Raw genomic sequence first — 15826 nt, 5'->3', positions numbered from 1 at the left:
AATTCATATGAATAGTGCCAAAAACGATGTGACGACTCCTTTTCACGGGGTGATGGATTCCATTGCCCGGAGGTATTTGAATGCCGCCGAGGATGTCGTCGTAACCGAGACAGGCGAACGCAACATCATCACCTTGACCCGTACGCTGCGTTACCGCTTCTATTCGCACTTTCACCCTTACGTGGGCGAACTGGTCAAGCGGCTGAACGAGCAATCGGTACCGGGATTGCAGGCTGCCGACACCGAATACAAAGCGAACGACGACGGCACCTTTCAGACGCTGCCGTTCAGCTATCGGATCGCGCTGCCTATCGGACTTGCGCTGACGATACCCAAACCCGCCCGGCCGACCGAATCGGAGGCGATTACACTCCAGGGCAGCGTCGCGGTAACGCTGCCGGACAGCGTCAAAATCAAGCTTGCAGGCGGCAATCAGGCTGTCCTGCCCGGCAGCGTCATTGCCCACGATTCGCAGCATGGCACGCGCGTATTGCAAAATGACGGCACAACCGCCGATCTCGACATCGGTGAGATCGTTTCGTTGTTGGACGCCGCAAAAGTAACCTTGCCCGAAGCGGTCGTTATCATTGGCGAAGACGGCAAGCTGCGCCGGCTTACAGAGCCAAGCGTCGTGGAAGTGCCGATCGGGACCGATGTACAGCTGCTGGGAGGCAAGCCGCGTCCTGTTTTGTACCGGGATATATTTACCGAAACGCAATATACTCCGACCGAAGCGGTTCAACAGCCGTATCCGGTGCGCGATCTTGATTTCACGTCCGGCGGAGCCTATTCCATCTATAATTGGGAATTGTTTTATCATGTGCCGATGGCAGTAGCCGTTCATTTAAGCAAAAACCAGCGCTACGAGGACGCCCAGCGTTGGTTCCATTTCATTTTCGATCCGACGGACAGCAGCGACGGGGCGGTTCCCGAGCGATACTGGAAGGTGAAGCCGTTTCAATACACCGAAGTCAAGCAAATCGAAGACATCCTCATGAATTTGTCCTCGGGGGCCGATTCGCTTTTGAAACAAGATACGATCAACAGTATCGGCGCATGGAAGGATTCGCCGTTTCGCCCTCACCTCGTCGCGCGCTACCGCCAGACGGCGTATATGTACAAGGCCGTCATGGCTTATTTGGACAATCTCATCTCATGGGGGGACGATCTGTTCCGCCAGGATTCCGGCGAGTCGATTAACGAGGCGACGCAAATTTATGTGCTTGCTGCGCTGATTTTGGGCGAGCGTCCGCAAGCCGTGCCCAAAAAAGCTTCTTTGGCGCCGCTCACCTATGCTCGCGTGCGCGACAAATGGGATGAGCTCGGCAACACGCTGGTAAAAATGGAAAGCGAGATCCTGTTTGACCTGGCGCCGTTTCCCCAGGCGGGCGGTTCAAGCGACCAATTCGCGGCGTTAAGCAGCATCGGCACATCTCTCTATTTTTGCGTGCCGCATAACGACAAGTTGATGGGCTACTGGGATACGGTAGCGGACCGATTGTTCAAAATCCGCAACAGCTTGAACCTGCAAGGCATTTTCCGCCAGCTGCCGCTGTTCGAGCCGCCTATCGACCCGGCCTTGCTGGCGCGCGCGGCCGCCTCGGGCCTTGATGCGGGAGGCGTAGTCGCAGGGGTCAACCAGCCGCTGCCATTAGTGCGCTTTCAACTGCTCGTGCAAAAGGCAGCCGAGGTTTGCCAAGAGGTCAAATCGCTGGGCGGCAGCCTGCTGTCGGCGATGGAGAAAGAGGACAACGAGGCGCTGTCGATTCTGCGCGCCAAACACGAGAAAGAAATGATGGGTCTGATCCATCAAGTGAAGTACGCGCAATGGCAAGAGGCAATCAAAAGCCGCGAAGGGCTGGAAACTTCACTTGCCAATGCCGCCAATCGATTTATTTACTATGAGCGGATGCTCGGCAAACAGGAGAGCGAAATCGAAATTCCGGGTCTTGATCCGCTGGACACGAGCCTTTTGGACAAATTAAAGTTCAAAAGCGTCGAACCGGAATTGCAGCACCGCGCCGCAGACATCGACATTGCCCAAGACCTGGGCGATTCCGGCGGCAAAATCGTGAACAAATACGAGGCGGAAGAATTGGACAAATCGGATCAGGCGCGCGGCATCCAGGATGCGATCAAGCTTTTGAACCTTTCGGCACAAGGGCTGTCATTAATTCCCGATTTCAAAATTAATCTCCATTACTGGGGGCTTGGAGGATCTACCAACATCTCCGGCGGTTCCAAACTGTCGCAAGTGAGCCGGTTTGCGGCAAACGTCGCGCTCGCAATTTCCGACCGTTTGAGTTATGAAGCGGGGCGCGCCGCCAAAATAGGCGCTTACACCCGCCGGGAGCAGGACTGGGGGCAGCAGAGCAATGCCGCCGCCGGCGAAATCAACCAAATTTTCAAACAACTGCGCGCCGCGCAAATTCGCGAGAACATCGCCCAGCGCGAGTGGCTCAATCACCAGAAGCAAATGGAGCATTCGCAGGAAATCGAAAACTTTCTCACCAACGAAAAGAACGGCAAAAAAACAAACCAAGCCTTTTATACGTGGCTGAAGCGCGAAGTTCGCGGCATGTATGCGCAAGTATTCCAATTCGCCTTCGATATCGCGAAGAAAGCCGAACGGGCGCTGCAGCACGAGCTGGGAAAGCCGGATTTGACGTTTTTGCAATTCGGCTACATGTCCGGCAAAGAAGGATTGTTGGCCGGTGAAAAGCTCTATCTCGATTTGAAGCGGATGGAGATGGCCTATCACGAGCAGAACCAGCGCGAATACGAGCTTACGAAGCACGTTAGCCTTGTGCAATTGGACCCGATGGCGCTGCTGCAGCTTCGGACTGCAGGGACATGTACGGTATCGCTGCCTGAAGAGCTTTTTGATATGGATGGGCCTGGGCATTTTTTCCGCCGCATCAAAAACGTGGCCATCAGCATTCCTTGCGTGGCCGGTCCTTACACTTCGGTGAATTGCACCCTGAAGCTGAACAAAAGCTCGATTCGCAAAGACGCGGGCATGGGGGACAGCTATGCGCGCAATCGGGAAGGCGAGGACAACCGGTTCAGCGATTACTACGGGAGCATGCAGGCGATCGTTACGAGCACGGCCCAGAACGACAGCGGACTGTTCGAAACTAATCTTCGCGACGAGCGGTATTTGCCGTTCGAGAACTCCGGTGTCATCAGCGAATGGCAGTTGGAGCTGCCGAGCGATCATCGCCAGTTCGATTACAACTCGATTAGCGACGTCATCCTGCATATCCGCTACACGGCGCGCGAAGGTGGCGCCCGGTTACGCGATGATGCCGTCAAAAACTTGAAATCTTTGATTAAGGAAGCGCTCGCCCCGGGCTCCGTGCGTCTGTTCTCCGTACGCCACGAGTTCCCGACGGAATGGGCGAAATTCCAGCGCCAAAGCCAAAGTCAGAGTCCGGAGGGGGGCAATCCGCTTTACAATCTTTCGCTCGATTTTCGCGCGGAGCACTTTCCGTTTTGGAGCCGGGGGAAAGTAACCATGCAGCGATTCGATTTGATTGTCCGCACCCCGCATTCGTCTCCCGCCAGCTTGGATGTCTACGAAACGGCCGATCGAACGAAGAAATCGACGCTTGTGCAGGACAAGCGAATGGGCAATTTGCTCATCGGCAAGTTCAGCGGCGGCGTGCATGAGATTGCCGTGCCGGAAAGTGCGGAAAGCAAGCTGGACCTGTTTTTTGAAAGCAAAGAGTTGGCGGATGTGTGGATTGCGGTGACATGGAGCAGCGAATAGCTGCAGAGTGAAAGGAAAAGTCCAATGGAAGGTTATTCACCTTTCGGTGGACTTTTTTTTATAGCCGAGCAATCATTTTTGCAAAAGAGAGTTGCATGGTAGAATGATGTCATAAGACGCTTCTAAAGGAGTGTGCGCTAGTGCTCATGATGTCTGTTCAATCCATTTTGCAAAAAATAAATGAAATTAGGAAGAAAAAAATAACGCTTCCTCCTCAGCAGGAAGCAATATCTTTTAATCCTACGCTCAACGTTGATGAAATCTCTTTATTTGAGAAAAAATTGAATATTAAAATTCCCGATGACTTCAAGTGTTTTTTGTCCGAAATAGGGAATGGAGGGTTTGGTCCCGGCCGTGGAATCGTTCCGCTTAGCGCGGAAACGATCATAGACCCGCGGATACCCGCAGGAAATCATGATACCATTCATACTGGAAAAGATTTCGCGTATGTATCGGCTTGGAACTATGAGCCACTAAGACGCGCAATGGAGGAGGGTTCCCCAAATAAAGACGATTTGATGGAATATTACTTTTCGGTCGACCGGATAGCCGGTGCTATCCGTGTATGCGATTGGGGCGGCGGTGGCCTGGGCCTACTTGTTGTAAAAGGTAGCGAATATGGAAAAGTGTGGAGCGACTACCGCGGAGATTTTGGCGGAGTATTCCCTGAAACACTCTCAGGCGAAGATCTTGGCCATATGTCCTTTTTGCAGTGGTACGAGGCATGGCTCGACGAAATCGTTTGGGAGGTACCGCTGGAAGAGCGCCGATTCTGGTAGGTCATACATATAAACAGGAGTGTAGCGATGATTCCAAACACAGAAAAGCTTATTCAACTGTTGAGATCCGGTCAAAAGATAGATGCAGGCGTTCTTGCATCCTATTGCCGCATAACCTCTAAGTATGGAGCCCGGGAGGATGCAGCGGCTTTATTTCAAATGTTCGCAGAGCAGCCTTCCGATTACAGGTACACGCTGCTGCTTGACCCTGTTATGAGATGCGGAGACTTGGCCATGGCGGAGGAGATCGATCGTTTTTGCTTTGAGCAGGGGCGGCTTAAGGAAGGAATGCCCAGCGAGGTTCTTCATGTGATGGGGTATTTGGGGTATGAGAAATATATCGATTATATGGTGGATTGCATCGGTGTTAACGAATGGCATCTTTGTACAGATGCTTGTCTCGGGCTGCTGCACCTTCCTTGTGAATCGCATCGGGAACGGTTGGAGAGCGAGTTGGAAAAGGTATACGGGCAGCCGCTTTTCCCTGAACTTTTACCCGCTCTGAGCTTTAAATTCGCTAATGAACAAATCGTTCCCAGGCTGCTTGCGTGGGGAGAACAGGCATCAACGGATTGCAATGCGGGGCTGATCCTTGGCATCTCCATGTTTGGCAGTACGCAGAAAAAGCAAATTAAATCTATATTAATGGAGCCGTTTTGGGAAATGTACGGCAATGGAACGGGGAGCCATTGGTGGGGCTACATGTCCATGCAAATGGTCGAGCTAACGTTCAGTGAACTCATCTCGGATCTCAAAGCCCACACCCCTGATAAACGAACGATGGAACACTGGCTTCATGTTTTGCACGATCTGTTGGAATTCAAATTGGCTGATGTTCCGCACCCTGTAAGGTTTTCTCCGCTCAATCAAGAGTCTGTAATCGACCTCTACCAGGAGTTGTTTCAGTGGGGTAATGAGCATGAGGATGACACGTTGACAGGCAGAATCAGCACTTTCTTTGGATACGATCATCCGATGATGGAAAAGTATGTGCAATTAAGAACGAGAATGGAAATGGGCATAAAGCAAGAATTAGAATTGCAGGTCTGGGCAAGCGGCGGCAAAAATCATATCTGAGGTGATAAGCCATGGATTTGCATAAATTTAGTCATGCGAAAGAGTTGATGCGCGTCGCGGAGCTGATGTCCATAAAAGCGGCCTTGCTTCCGAAGGAGCAGGGCTGCGAATATATTTTCACGGTACTCGAAAAATATAAGCCTTGGAAGACGGAAGGGCACCTTTCCATCGGTGAAAGTGCAAATAAAGTGTCCGCAGACGCGAACGAATTTTCCTTTTCCTTATTCATGAAAAGCGCCCCTGCATTCCTATTTTTCGAGCAAAACTTTATAAATAAGTGCGATGTTGTGATAGTTGATGACGCAAAAAATATTTCCCTATTGATGGAAAATAGTCATGGTATGGAGTATTTCATTTCTGACGAGAGTCTTACCTTCCTAATTTCCGTTAATTGGTATACGATAGAATATACTGGAGATATTGATTTATCAACATAAATGGTGCAAGACAAAGGAGAAAAGATGAATATTCAAGTGCTTTCCAGCCAAACGATTGAGCTTAAGCGGGATCAGGTAACTATTTTGGGCCCGAACATGGAACTGCATGATTGCACCGTAATTTCGGAGGCTGATACGCGAGGGATGACTTTTGCCGGAGTGAGGATGTATGGAGGAGTTTTCGATCAAAAGAAAGCCTTGAAGGACTTTCATTTTCAGGGCGTACATTTCTTGCGCGTCAAGTTCATGGGCAATTATTCCGGCTGTGATTTTGGCGATTGGGAAGATATGGACAGATCATCCGTGTCAGAGTGCGATTTTTCATCTGCCCGCATGCACGAATGCCGAATGTTGAACTGTGACATGAGCGGGATTCTTATTCCCAAATGGCCATGCTTTTACCTGTTGAATCCGGCGGAAGCGCGGGATTTTGTAATCTCACAACAATGGCCGAACAAGATCGGCCTGATTTTGGATATTTATGCGGATCAGGATCGGGAATGTGTCGCTGTATTTGGTGATGCCAGTGCATTGGCTGAGAAAAGCGGTTTGCCTTTGAGCGAAATACGCGCGCTTTTGCAGAGAATTCCCGGGCTTACTATTGTTGACTGAATAGAGGTGGTGATTTCTGTCGCGTTGAAACGGCATTTTTGTCGATAGTCCAGACTGCCTTGATTTACAAAAAAAGAACCCTACTCCTCATTTAATCTTTGTATCGATAACTCGATCTCCAAAGATAAATGGTTCGCGGGGTTCTTTCTGTTTAACAGCGTCAAGAGGTGAGGGTCTCTCGATCCTGTTATGCTTTACTAGTTGCCGTAGTAAGCAGTAATGTAAAACGTATGATCTGAGCTAGCCACATAATTCTGACCGTACACTTGTACAAGGGGTACCGCCAACATTTTAACAAAAATATACGCTAAGGAAATTTACTTGCAAAAAAGCGATAATTCCTTTGCACAGGAATTACCGCTTTCAGATTATGAAAGGATAATTGCTTCAAACATCTTTCGTTCGTTCAAGCTTCGTTTCGCTGTACGTTTCTCCGAATTAGAGCAGGCGGCGTTAGAATCATCGGTATCCTATCGAATCACTTTAATAAGGGCACCGAGTTCCTCATGTCCGTAGCCAGCATCCAAGGCCTTCCTGAAAAGTCCTTGAGCAAATACCGGAAATTCATCGTTAATGCCAGCTTCACGTGCTTGTTCCATGAAGAGCTCCACTGTCGTCATACACATATTTATGGAACTCTGTGGATTATCGTATGTTTCTGTTTGAATCACTTCACTCTCATACTTGATGACATTACCGACAACCTGCGAAACCTGAGCGATCATGGACCCGAAAGCATCCACGCGTAGGCCGTCCGATTCAAGGATACGTGCCGCATGGAAAAATCCGATATACGAACCAAATAAGTATGAAAGAAACGCCAATTCTGTCGAAGACGCTGCGCTAACCTGCTCTCCAAGATAAGGCACATTTCCGGCCAGACATTTAAGATACGGCTCACTCTGTTGAAAAGCGGTTATGGAGCCTGATGTGAAGATTGTAGCGTCCGGCTTACCCATCTGGGGCGGTGAAGCCGCTATGGCTCCGTCGAGATATTCCGCATTGTGTTCTTGGGCCCATGTTTCATTGTCACGTGCTTGCTGGGGGCTGCCTGTGCTCAACTGGACAAGAACGCGTCCGGCGAGGACCGGTCTAACGTCCTCTGTATCCAAAATACTGTACGAAGCCTTATAGTCAGAGACGCAGATAATTGACACCGTGCTTGCACTTATAGCAGAAGCCGCACTGGGGGCAAGGATAGCACCTTCTTTGACGAGCAGCTCCGCCTTTGCGCTCGATCGGTTCCATACTGTAACTCGATAGCCATATTGAAGCAACACTCGAGCCAGTGCTGCACCCATTGATCCTAAACCAATTACTGATACTTTACTCATATTGTTTCCTCCATGTTATAAAGTTCTTATTCCTTACGTTGGTTACCACGAGGGCTCTGTGGTAGAGGTAACGTGAAAATCCGTTACCGCTAGCTCTTTTCCATTTATGATTACAGATAACCTATGCTTGCCCGGATAATGCTTGCGGGTCGTCAAATCCTTGAAATGGTAGGTCCGTACGTATTGCCGCTCTGCTTTGTTGTAGTTGCTTTCTGTTACTTTGAATAACTTTCTCGATGTCGTACCGTTCGCTTTGACAAAATCAATCGCGTACTCGACCCGTAGCCTCTGGGATGCAGAGGAATTGGTCCGGATCGAAAAAGAAAAGTTGAGAGTTTGGCCGATCGCCAGCGTCTCTTCGTCCAGCGACAAAGCGCTTACCGTCACATCCGGTGAAATCTCAAAACCGAACAATGAAAGCACGTCTGGATCGCCTTTTCGCAGCAAACCGCGACATCCGTGTTTGACAATCCAATCGGTCTGCAAGCTCTCTCCGTACCAATCGCTGGCGAGTTGTTTGATCTTTTCGGGATGATCCTTGGAAATATCGTTCAGATTATTAGCAACGCTTTTCTGCACGTAGACAGATGAATCCCGCTTGAGTTTTTCCAATACTGGCACAATTGGCGACGGATCAGCTTTGAATATATCCAAGGCCATTGCCCAGGGCAATCTGGGACGGCAGCCCTCGCTGGCTAGCCTTCTGATGTGATGATCGGGATGACTTGCCCACTGCAGCATCTGGTCCATCATTCTAACAGGATCTTGCACAATAAAAGGACGAACGGCGAACTCTGAACTGGAAAAGGGGGTGAATCGTTCCAATGCAGGAATGGAATTTGTCCAATCGTCAAGTCCGTATACTTCCACGAAATCAGGAAAGAACAAGTATTCGACTCCTCTACATTGGGGAGCGATTTGGGCCAAGACCGCTAAGGCGTCGCTATAGGATACAGGCAGGGTCAATTGCAAAGAGGTGCTTATATGCCGGATACGCGCTTTCAATTGTTCCTGTTCCCAGCGATCATCGTAAATTAAGTTCAGAAACTTTGTTGAATCAAATGCAGGATATTTAAGTTTGACGATGACCATAAATCGGTTAAAAAAATCCAGATTATATTTACCCGCAAATGTATCTCCCATGTTCCATCTCCTTTCTTGGTTTATCATCTTGATGGCAATTGAGCAATGGAACCGGCCAACTCCACAAAATCCCTACATGTTCAGCTTAGCAGGGATTAGATGTCGTTGTGTGATTTCCCTGGAATCAATCATCGACACAAAATTTTGGAAAGCTGGTACAAACTTGAGTTGCTCCATGGCTGACAATGCCATTTCCATATCAGACCAGTATATGATGTCCGTCCATTGGATTTCGTCTGGCGTATGCAGCAAAGTGCGCCCTTTAAACCCAGGTATGCCAGCTTGCAGCACCTCACTCAATGCGCCGGCTGCCTGGAGAAAGAGTTGTTTATCCGTCCCCTCCCTCAATTCGAACAAAACAATTTCCATAACGTATTGTTGATTTTTATGCTCCATCTTTTTATTCTCACTCCGTCTTCATATTTGAGTGTATCTTCACACCTACTGATCAAAGTCAGTAATCGCCACATAACCCTTACCCTGACGGAAGGACCAAGAATGCATCCATAGTTATGCTTTAGTCTGAATTGCATATCCGAATCCTCCTCGGTGTGTAAATATTGACTTCGAGATTAAGCATACGGGATAATAGTGCCAGGTAGTGACACTATTATTTTTTAAAAAAATACAAGGAGGGAACGGTCCATGCACAAAGCTCAGCGACTCATTCAACTTATCATGCTGGTCAATGAACGAAAGAAGTTTACAATACAGGAGATGGCAGACCAATGCGGCGTTTCACGCCGAACGATGATTCGCGATTTGATGGAGCTGAGTGAACTGGGTGTGCCGCTCTACTCTGAGGCAGGACCCAGGGGCGGTTATCGCGTTCTGAGGGAGAAGGTGCTGCCGCCCATTAGCTTTACCGAACATGAGGCAATCGCATTGTTTTTTGCCTGTCAATCGTTACACAATTACAAGTCTCTTCCTTTTAATAATGAAGTGGATACCGCATTGCACAAGTTTTTTCATTTCCTGTCGAGTGAGCTAAAGCAAAAGATAGAACGAATGCAACAGCGGCTTGTATTCTGGATACCTCCACATGAGATGGAAGTTCTTTTCTTGAAGGAGCTGCTCGAAGCTGCATTGGAGCAGTACGTCGTCACTATCATATACGAAGCTTCTTCACGCCGAGAAAGGATGATTCAACCACTCGGGTTATATACGATGAATGGGTTATGGTACTGCCAGGCTTATTGCTTCTTGGCTGGGGATTATCGAGTGTTTCGCGTGGATCGGGTGAAGGATTTCTCGCTTGAGGCCGACCAAAGCATGAGATTAAATATGGCTGAGGAGCACATTCAGACATGGATCATGCGAATGGATGAGAGTGATACCTTGGATCTTGAGGTGGATTTGACGTCGGAGGGTGTGAGACGATGCCGATCAGACTTATGGTTAACCCAGGGGATTGAGCTGCATGAGGACGGATCAGGCACGATTCGCACAAAGATGAGCGCATCATATGCACGATGGGCGGTACATTTTTTCCTCGGCCTTGGCATGGAGGCAAACGTGAAGCGTCCCCAAGTTGTCCGCGAACAAATACAAAGCAAGCTCCTGGAGATGATCAGACAATACGAACATTAGAGGTGGTGCACTCGAGACTAAACACAAAAACAGCAGTCTCCTTGAGGTGTTTGGTCGTTCTTGCCAACCTAAAATTAATTAGCCCCATTATACGACTTAGTGGAAGAATGAGGGGACAATTGTGTCAATCGTTTCTGTTAGGAAATCACCCTCAGACTGGGAGCTTGACACAAATACACCATCAAATCCGGATGACGATATCTCCAGCAGATAGGTACGTCCGGGCAATCGGGAATCTGTTTAATGAATGAGGGCATTATTGTGTCGGCATTGAAGGAGCTTTTGTGTCATTGGACAAGTTTCCACGTTCTACACGAAAGTCATCAATACGAATGCTCGGGATGCCGTACACGTCATCGACGGCTTGCTCCACCATGAAACGGACTTGGCCATCGAGGAGCATTATACGGATACAGCCGGTTACACCGATCAAGTCTTTGGTTTAACGCATCTGCTTGGATTTCGCTTTGCACCGCGCTTACGCGACTTGGCTGATTCCAAGCTCTACGCTATCGGGAAACCTTCCGATTTTCCTAAATTGGAGAAACTGTTGCGCGGACAGATTCATACAAAGATCATTCAGGAAAACTACGATGATGTTCTCCGGCTGGCTCACTCCATCCGGGAAGGCACCGTTTCAGCATCACTCATTATGGGGAAAATCGGTTCCTATGCAAGACAAAACAGTTTGGCTACCGCGCTGCGAGAAATGGGGCGTATCGAGAAAACGATCTTCATCCTGAATTACCTATCGAGCGAGGCGCTTCGGCGAAAAATCCATCGGGGGTTGAACAAAGGGGAAGCGATGAACGCATTGGCCAGAGCGATCTTCTTCGGCAAACATGGCGAGTTGCGAGAACGTGCGCTACAAGATCAGCTCCAACGGGCAAGTGCATTGAACATTATCATCAGTGCAATCAGCGCTTTGAATGACAGAGCCGGATGCTGTGGAACCGTTTGTTTTGTAAACAGAAACTTTATAAATCTGGTCAGAAGGTCCATCTATTTTGTAATAAAAATGCTTTTTGGATCCAGTAGGCGTTGTAAATGTATAGTTTTGCGAATCACTTACGGAACCAAGTGTTCCAGTTACATTATTAGCAGGAATTGTAATAGATGTAGTAGCTGCAAATGCGCTTACCGAAATCGAGAAAAATAATACCAACGCGCTCATAAATGCGAATACATTTTTAAATTTCCATATATTCGCAAATAAATATAAATAATATAATTTATAGAATCATTTATATCATTATTTCACATTAATTCGGTTTTTCAGGAGGAAGGACTTCGCTTGAAGTTTGGAGAATCGGTAAAGTGTACTATGCAAACTAAACAAGAACAAAGGAGAGAAACATGGATTTTCAAGTGCTGCAATCAAAAATCGAGGCGGCCGCCAAGGAGGCGTTCGAACGGGTAAGAAACAAATATCCAGGACAGCGCTTTTGCGGTTATGCCTTGTATTCCGACTCAGACGCAATCACCGTTTGTCCGGCGGTAAACTCAACCGATCACTTGAACAAAATGATTGCCGGCGACCCTGATGATGCCGTTTACTATCGCTGGAGTCCGGGGGAATGGGATCATGAATTTGAAGGAGCCGAATGTTTTTCGGAAATATCCAATCTATTGTATAACGAAGTGAAGGGCATGAAATCGGCGGAACGCCACGAGCAATTTAAAGAGAAAGTATACGAGTGCTGTGTGGCAGCGCTTGATTCGCTGAATAAGGAAGGTTTTTTCCTTGATATGAACGAATCGGGGGTATTGGTATTTGCCGTATCGGACACCACACATGCACTGGAACCCGAATGGATTGCCCGATTGAGCAGACCTGAACTTGCTCTGGAATTCCGGAATTGGTACACCCAAATTGGATGATGCAATCGGTAACTATTTGACGCTGAACAAGAAAAATATGTTGATCACTTCTTGCCTGTTCACTGTAACGGAGACAAATACTAATCTTCGCCGATCAGCTTTTTCTTACTGAACAAACGGGAGAATACGTAAAATGGAAATCGTGATGTTGCGTGACGTAATCGATGATGACCTGTCGATTTTTTTTGAACAGCAGATGGATAAGACCGCCAATTTCATGGCCGCCTTTACTGCTAAGGACCTGTCGGATAACGACAGTTCCTGCTGGGCATCGGTAGTTGCAAGTTTTGAATAGACTTCCAACGACTGTCGAGTTCTTCTCAACGTGTCAAAAAATCATAACGCCGCGGCCGCGGTACCGGATATGCCATTCCGTCATAAGATTTTGATCCCATGCGCCGAATTTTTTAGAATCCGATGCACAGGATGTCGTGGCATTGCCCCAAATCTCTTGCATCCGAACGCGAAAATCGCATTCACCACTTCGGATATCGGCAAATAATGATGACCGGTATCCGAATCAATGTCATCATCTTCTCCTGTGTCATATCTTTAAGGTGACACGATGAGGTAACATCGTCAACAGCACAACGACACATCTGAAACTTCTCATTGACAAAACTAAAAACTGAATATATAGTGTAGACATCTACACGAATCCAAGGGGAAACCTATGCAAAGTGTGTTCGACATGAACGGTCTGGGGAAATCCGGATTTATCACGCGCAATAGTAACCCTGCCGACGGGCGTGAGGAGTGGTGCCTTATCGAAATCTGAAGAATTGGTCACCCAAGGTATGTCAGATGACGAAAAAGCCATGTTTGTTTCTCTGTTGACCCATGCTTTTGAAAACGTTGAAAAGCAGCTGTCAAAGCTATGAATTTGCTATGTATTCGTTTATTTTTTTAAATTATTGTGTAGATGGCTACTTATTTTACAAAATATAATTTAGGAGGTTATCATGATGAATTATCAAAAAAACGGACTGGATCTATCCAGAATCGGACTCGGTTGCGGTCACATGTCAAATGCCGATGAAGCCGTTAAAGGCACCGGCATTGCCGCCATTCATACCGCAATGGAGAGTGGAATCAATCATCTTAATACGGGGGATTTCTATGGTGCAGGCCGAAGCGAGATGGTCATTGGCGAAGCGTTGAAGGGGTATAAAAGGGATCAATATTTTATCTCGCTGAAGTTTGGGGTATTGAATGCGCCTGACGGTTCCCTGTACGGACTGGATGTCTCCCCCCATCATGTTAAGAACTATCTTACCTATTCGCTCAAACGACTCCATCTTGACTATATCGATCTCTATCAGCCTGCAAGGATCGATCTGGGTATCCCTGTTGAAGAAACGATCGGTGCCATTTCCGAACTGGTTCAGGCCGGCTATGTCAAGCATATCGGGGTCAGCCAGATCGATGCAGAGACATTGAGAAGAGCGCATGCAACGCATCCGATCAGCTTGGTGGAAGTCGAATACTCGCTTTTTAACCGAAGAATAGAAAAAGATATTTTGCCAATAGCAAGGGAATTGGGGGTCGGTGTTGTCGCTTTTGGGGCGGTGGCTCATGGGCTCCTTGCCGGCAATTGGACAGAGGAGCGAATCCAAAAGAGCAAAGGCGGCTACGTCCCGTTATTTTTTGAAGAAAATATAGAAAAAAATGTTGCTCTGGCCAAGAAGCTGGGTGAGATCGCCGCAAATAAACAAATGACGGTATCCCAACTGGCGCTTGCATGGATATTATCCAAGGGTGAAGACATCATACCGCTCATTGGAACCGTATCACCGGCTCATATTCAAGAGGCTTTGCAGTCGCTTGATATTCGTCTGACTGAAGACGATATTAAGAAAATTGAAGAAGCGATACCCGAAAATGAGATAGCCGGCGCTTCTTTCCCTAATATGCAATTTAGAAACGGTAAGACTGTTCGTGGATAAACACTATATACAAAATGAAAGGATGTTGTTGTCATGATTATCGTTACCGGAGCCAACGGGAAATTGGGTCGGGCTGTGGTAGAGCAGTTACTTAAGCGTGTACCTGCCGAGCAGATCGGTGTCAGCGTCCGCGATCCGAATCAGGCACAAGAGCTTCAGGAACGTGGAGTTCGTGTCCGTCGGGGCGATTTCGACGATGCCGAAAGTCTGCACCACGCCTTTGAGGGGGCGTCGCAGGTTTTCATCGTTTCGTCCGGCATCCTGGGTGAGGCTGATATCCCGCATGGTATCCGGCAGCATCAAACAGCGATTGACACGGCAAAGAAAGCAAGGGCTAGTCGGGTGCTGTACACAAGTCACATGGGTTCTTCCCCGACATCACACTTCGCTCCTATGATTCACCATGCAGCTACCGAAAAACTGCTGAAAGCTTCAGGTATTGCCTTCACGTCGCTCCGCAATGGCTACTACGCCGCATCGGCGCTAATGTTGATCAGCGGAGCAATAAAAACTGGGGAATTGATCGCTCCTGAGGACGGTCCGGTTGCCTGGACAACCCACTCCGACTTGGCCGAAGCTACGGCGGCGATCATAAGCGAGCAGAAATTAGATGGCATGACTCCCAATCTTACGGCATCCGAAGCAATTGACATGGAAGGGATTGCGGCAATTGTTTCCGAGGTCTTGGGGCGGACCATCCGTCGAATCGTTGTGTCGGACGAAGAGTTTCGGGACCGCATGATGTCTCAAGGTGTGCCGGAAGCGAGTGTAAATATGCGGATGGGGATGTTTCTAGCGAGCCGTCAGGGCGATTTCGCGCAAGTCGATCCTGCTCTAGCTAATTTGATCGGTCGACCCCCAATGAGTTTTAAAGAGGTCCTGAAAAAGTCGATTTCTCATCAACAAGGCTGGATGTGAGCTGGTACCACCCCGTTTATAAAGCAAAGCAGGGTACAGGGGTTTCCCCGGTACCCTTTTTGTTTTAATGCAGATGCCGTTTATTCTGAATCCTTATCGTCATTATCTCCTGCGCCTTCACCGGCTTTGTTGCCCAATGCCGCCCCTGCGATGCCGCCTGCAACAGTGCCGACAGGTCCCAAAAGAGAACCCACGACGGCGCCAGCGACACCGCCGCTCACGGTTCCTACAGCTTCTCCGGCGTCAACGCCGGCCACATCGTTCGTGCTGCGCTCAGCATCGCGATCGTTTTTTTCAGCCATTCTGTCTCACTCCTCGTTAATGTGATGGGACATGC

General features: G+C 48.4%; 14 protein-coding genes and 2 pseudogenes. 11 read left to right on the top strand and 5 right to left on the bottom strand.

The window, feature by feature from the left end:
• Positions 1–7: 7 nt before the first annotated feature.
• From AC3G2T_RS23875 to AC3G2T_RS23855, 5 genes are all read left to right on the top strand, one after another.
• Positions 8–3772: a Tc toxin subunit A-related protein gene (locus tag AC3G2T_RS23875; protein ID WP_488437138.1), complete on the top strand. Its 3765-nt coding sequence runs from the start codon at positions 8–10 to the stop codon at positions 3770–3772.
• 146 nt (positions 3773–3918) lie between these two features.
• On the top strand, positions 3919–4551 hold the full coding sequence (locus AC3G2T_RS23870; protein WP_488437153.1) for an SMI1/KNR4 family protein: 633 nt from the start codon (positions 3919–3921) through the stop codon (positions 4549–4551).
• 27 nt (positions 4552–4578) lie between these two features.
• Complete coding sequence (locus tag AC3G2T_RS23865) at positions 4579–5628, top strand: hypothetical protein (RefSeq protein ID WP_474680939.1); 1050 nt, start codon at positions 4579–4581, stop codon at positions 5626–5628.
• 11 nt (positions 5629–5639) lie between these two features.
• Entirely contained in the window at positions 5640–6065 is a 426-nt protein-coding gene (locus tag AC3G2T_RS23860) for a hypothetical protein (RefSeq protein ID WP_488437137.1), read from the top strand.
• A gap of 24 nt (positions 6066–6089) precedes the next feature.
• A complete protein-coding gene (locus AC3G2T_RS23855) occupies positions 6090–6677 on the top strand; it encodes a pentapeptide repeat-containing protein (RefSeq protein ID WP_488437136.1) in 588 nt (195 codons plus the stop codon).
• A 470-nt stretch (positions 6678–7147) separates the two neighbouring features.
• Here the strand turns inward: AC3G2T_RS23855 and AC3G2T_RS23850 are convergent, their stop codons facing one another.
• The 3 genes from AC3G2T_RS23850 to AC3G2T_RS23840 all read right to left on the bottom strand — a co-directional run bounded on the left by AC3G2T_RS23850 (position 7148) and on the right by AC3G2T_RS23840 (position 9550).
• The gene (locus AC3G2T_RS23850) at positions 7148–8011 is read right to left on the bottom strand and encodes an NAD(P)-dependent oxidoreductase (protein ID WP_488437135.1); all 864 of its coding nucleotides are present in this window, start codon (positions 8009–8011) and stop codon (positions 7148–7150) included.
• Between the two features lie 42 nt (positions 8012–8053).
• Positions 8054–9154 (bottom strand): DNA alkylation repair protein, encoded by a 1101-nt coding sequence (locus AC3G2T_RS23845; RefSeq protein ID WP_488437134.1) that lies wholly within the window; start codon positions 9152–9154, stop codon positions 8054–8056.
• A 72-nt stretch (positions 9155–9226) separates the two neighbouring features.
• Positions 9227–9550 carry a hypothetical protein gene (locus AC3G2T_RS23840; RefSeq protein WP_488437133.1) on the bottom strand — a complete coding sequence of 108 codons (324 nt, stop codon included), beginning with the start codon at positions 9548–9550 and terminating at the stop codon, positions 9227–9229.
• 249 nt (positions 9551–9799) lie between these two features.
• Here AC3G2T_RS23840 and AC3G2T_RS23835 point away from each other — a divergent pair, with 249 nt between their 5' ends.
• From AC3G2T_RS23835 to AC3G2T_RS23820, 4 genes and pseudogenes are all read left to right on the top strand, one after another.
• On the top strand, positions 9800–10744 hold the full coding sequence (locus AC3G2T_RS23835) for a helix-turn-helix transcriptional regulator (protein WP_488437132.1): 945 nt from the start codon (positions 9800–9802) through the stop codon (positions 10742–10744).
• Between the two features lie 295 nt (positions 10745–11039).
• Positions 11040–11675 (top strand): annotated as a pseudogene (locus AC3G2T_RS23830) (Tn3 family transposase); the annotation flags it as partial.
• 425 nt (positions 11676–12100) lie between these two features.
• On the top strand, positions 12101–12625 hold the full coding sequence (locus AC3G2T_RS23825) for a DUF4303 domain-containing protein (protein WP_488437131.1): 525 nt from the start codon (positions 12101–12103) through the stop codon (positions 12623–12625).
• A gap of 133 nt (positions 12626–12758) precedes the next feature.
• On the top strand, positions 12759–12920 hold the full coding sequence (locus AC3G2T_RS23820) for a hypothetical protein (RefSeq protein ID WP_488437130.1): 162 nt from the start codon (positions 12759–12761) through the stop codon (positions 12918–12920).
• Between the two features lie 36 nt (positions 12921–12956).
• On the opposite strand, the pseudogene AC3G2T_RS23815 reads toward AC3G2T_RS23820, so the two are convergent.
• Positions 12957–13094, bottom strand: a pseudogene (locus AC3G2T_RS23815) (Tn3 family transposase); the annotation flags it as partial.
• Between the two features lie 493 nt (positions 13095–13587).
• Here AC3G2T_RS23815 and AC3G2T_RS23810 point away from each other — a divergent pair.
• Together AC3G2T_RS23810 and AC3G2T_RS23805 are read left to right on the top strand one after the other, a co-directional pair.
• Positions 13588–14571 (top strand): aldo/keto reductase, encoded by a 984-nt coding sequence (locus tag AC3G2T_RS23810; protein WP_488437129.1) that lies wholly within the window; start codon positions 13588–13590, stop codon positions 14569–14571.
• 33 nt (positions 14572–14604) lie between these two features.
• A complete protein-coding gene (locus tag AC3G2T_RS23805) occupies positions 14605–15489 on the top strand; it encodes an SDR family oxidoreductase (protein WP_488437128.1) in 885 nt (294 codons plus the stop codon).
• Positions 15490–15569: 80 nt separating this feature from the next.
• Here the strand turns inward: AC3G2T_RS23805 and AC3G2T_RS23800 are convergent, their stop codons facing one another.
• Positions 15570–15791, bottom strand: coding sequence for a hypothetical protein (locus tag AC3G2T_RS23800; protein ID WP_474680947.1), 222 nt, complete (start codon positions 15789–15791; stop codon positions 15570–15572).
• Positions 15792–15826: the final 35 nt, after the last annotated feature.

This window comes from Paenibacillus sp. sgz302191 (assembly GCF_057749925.1).
Note: the sequence above shows the minus strand (reverse complement) of the source record. Positions and strands in the feature narration are given on the sequence as shown.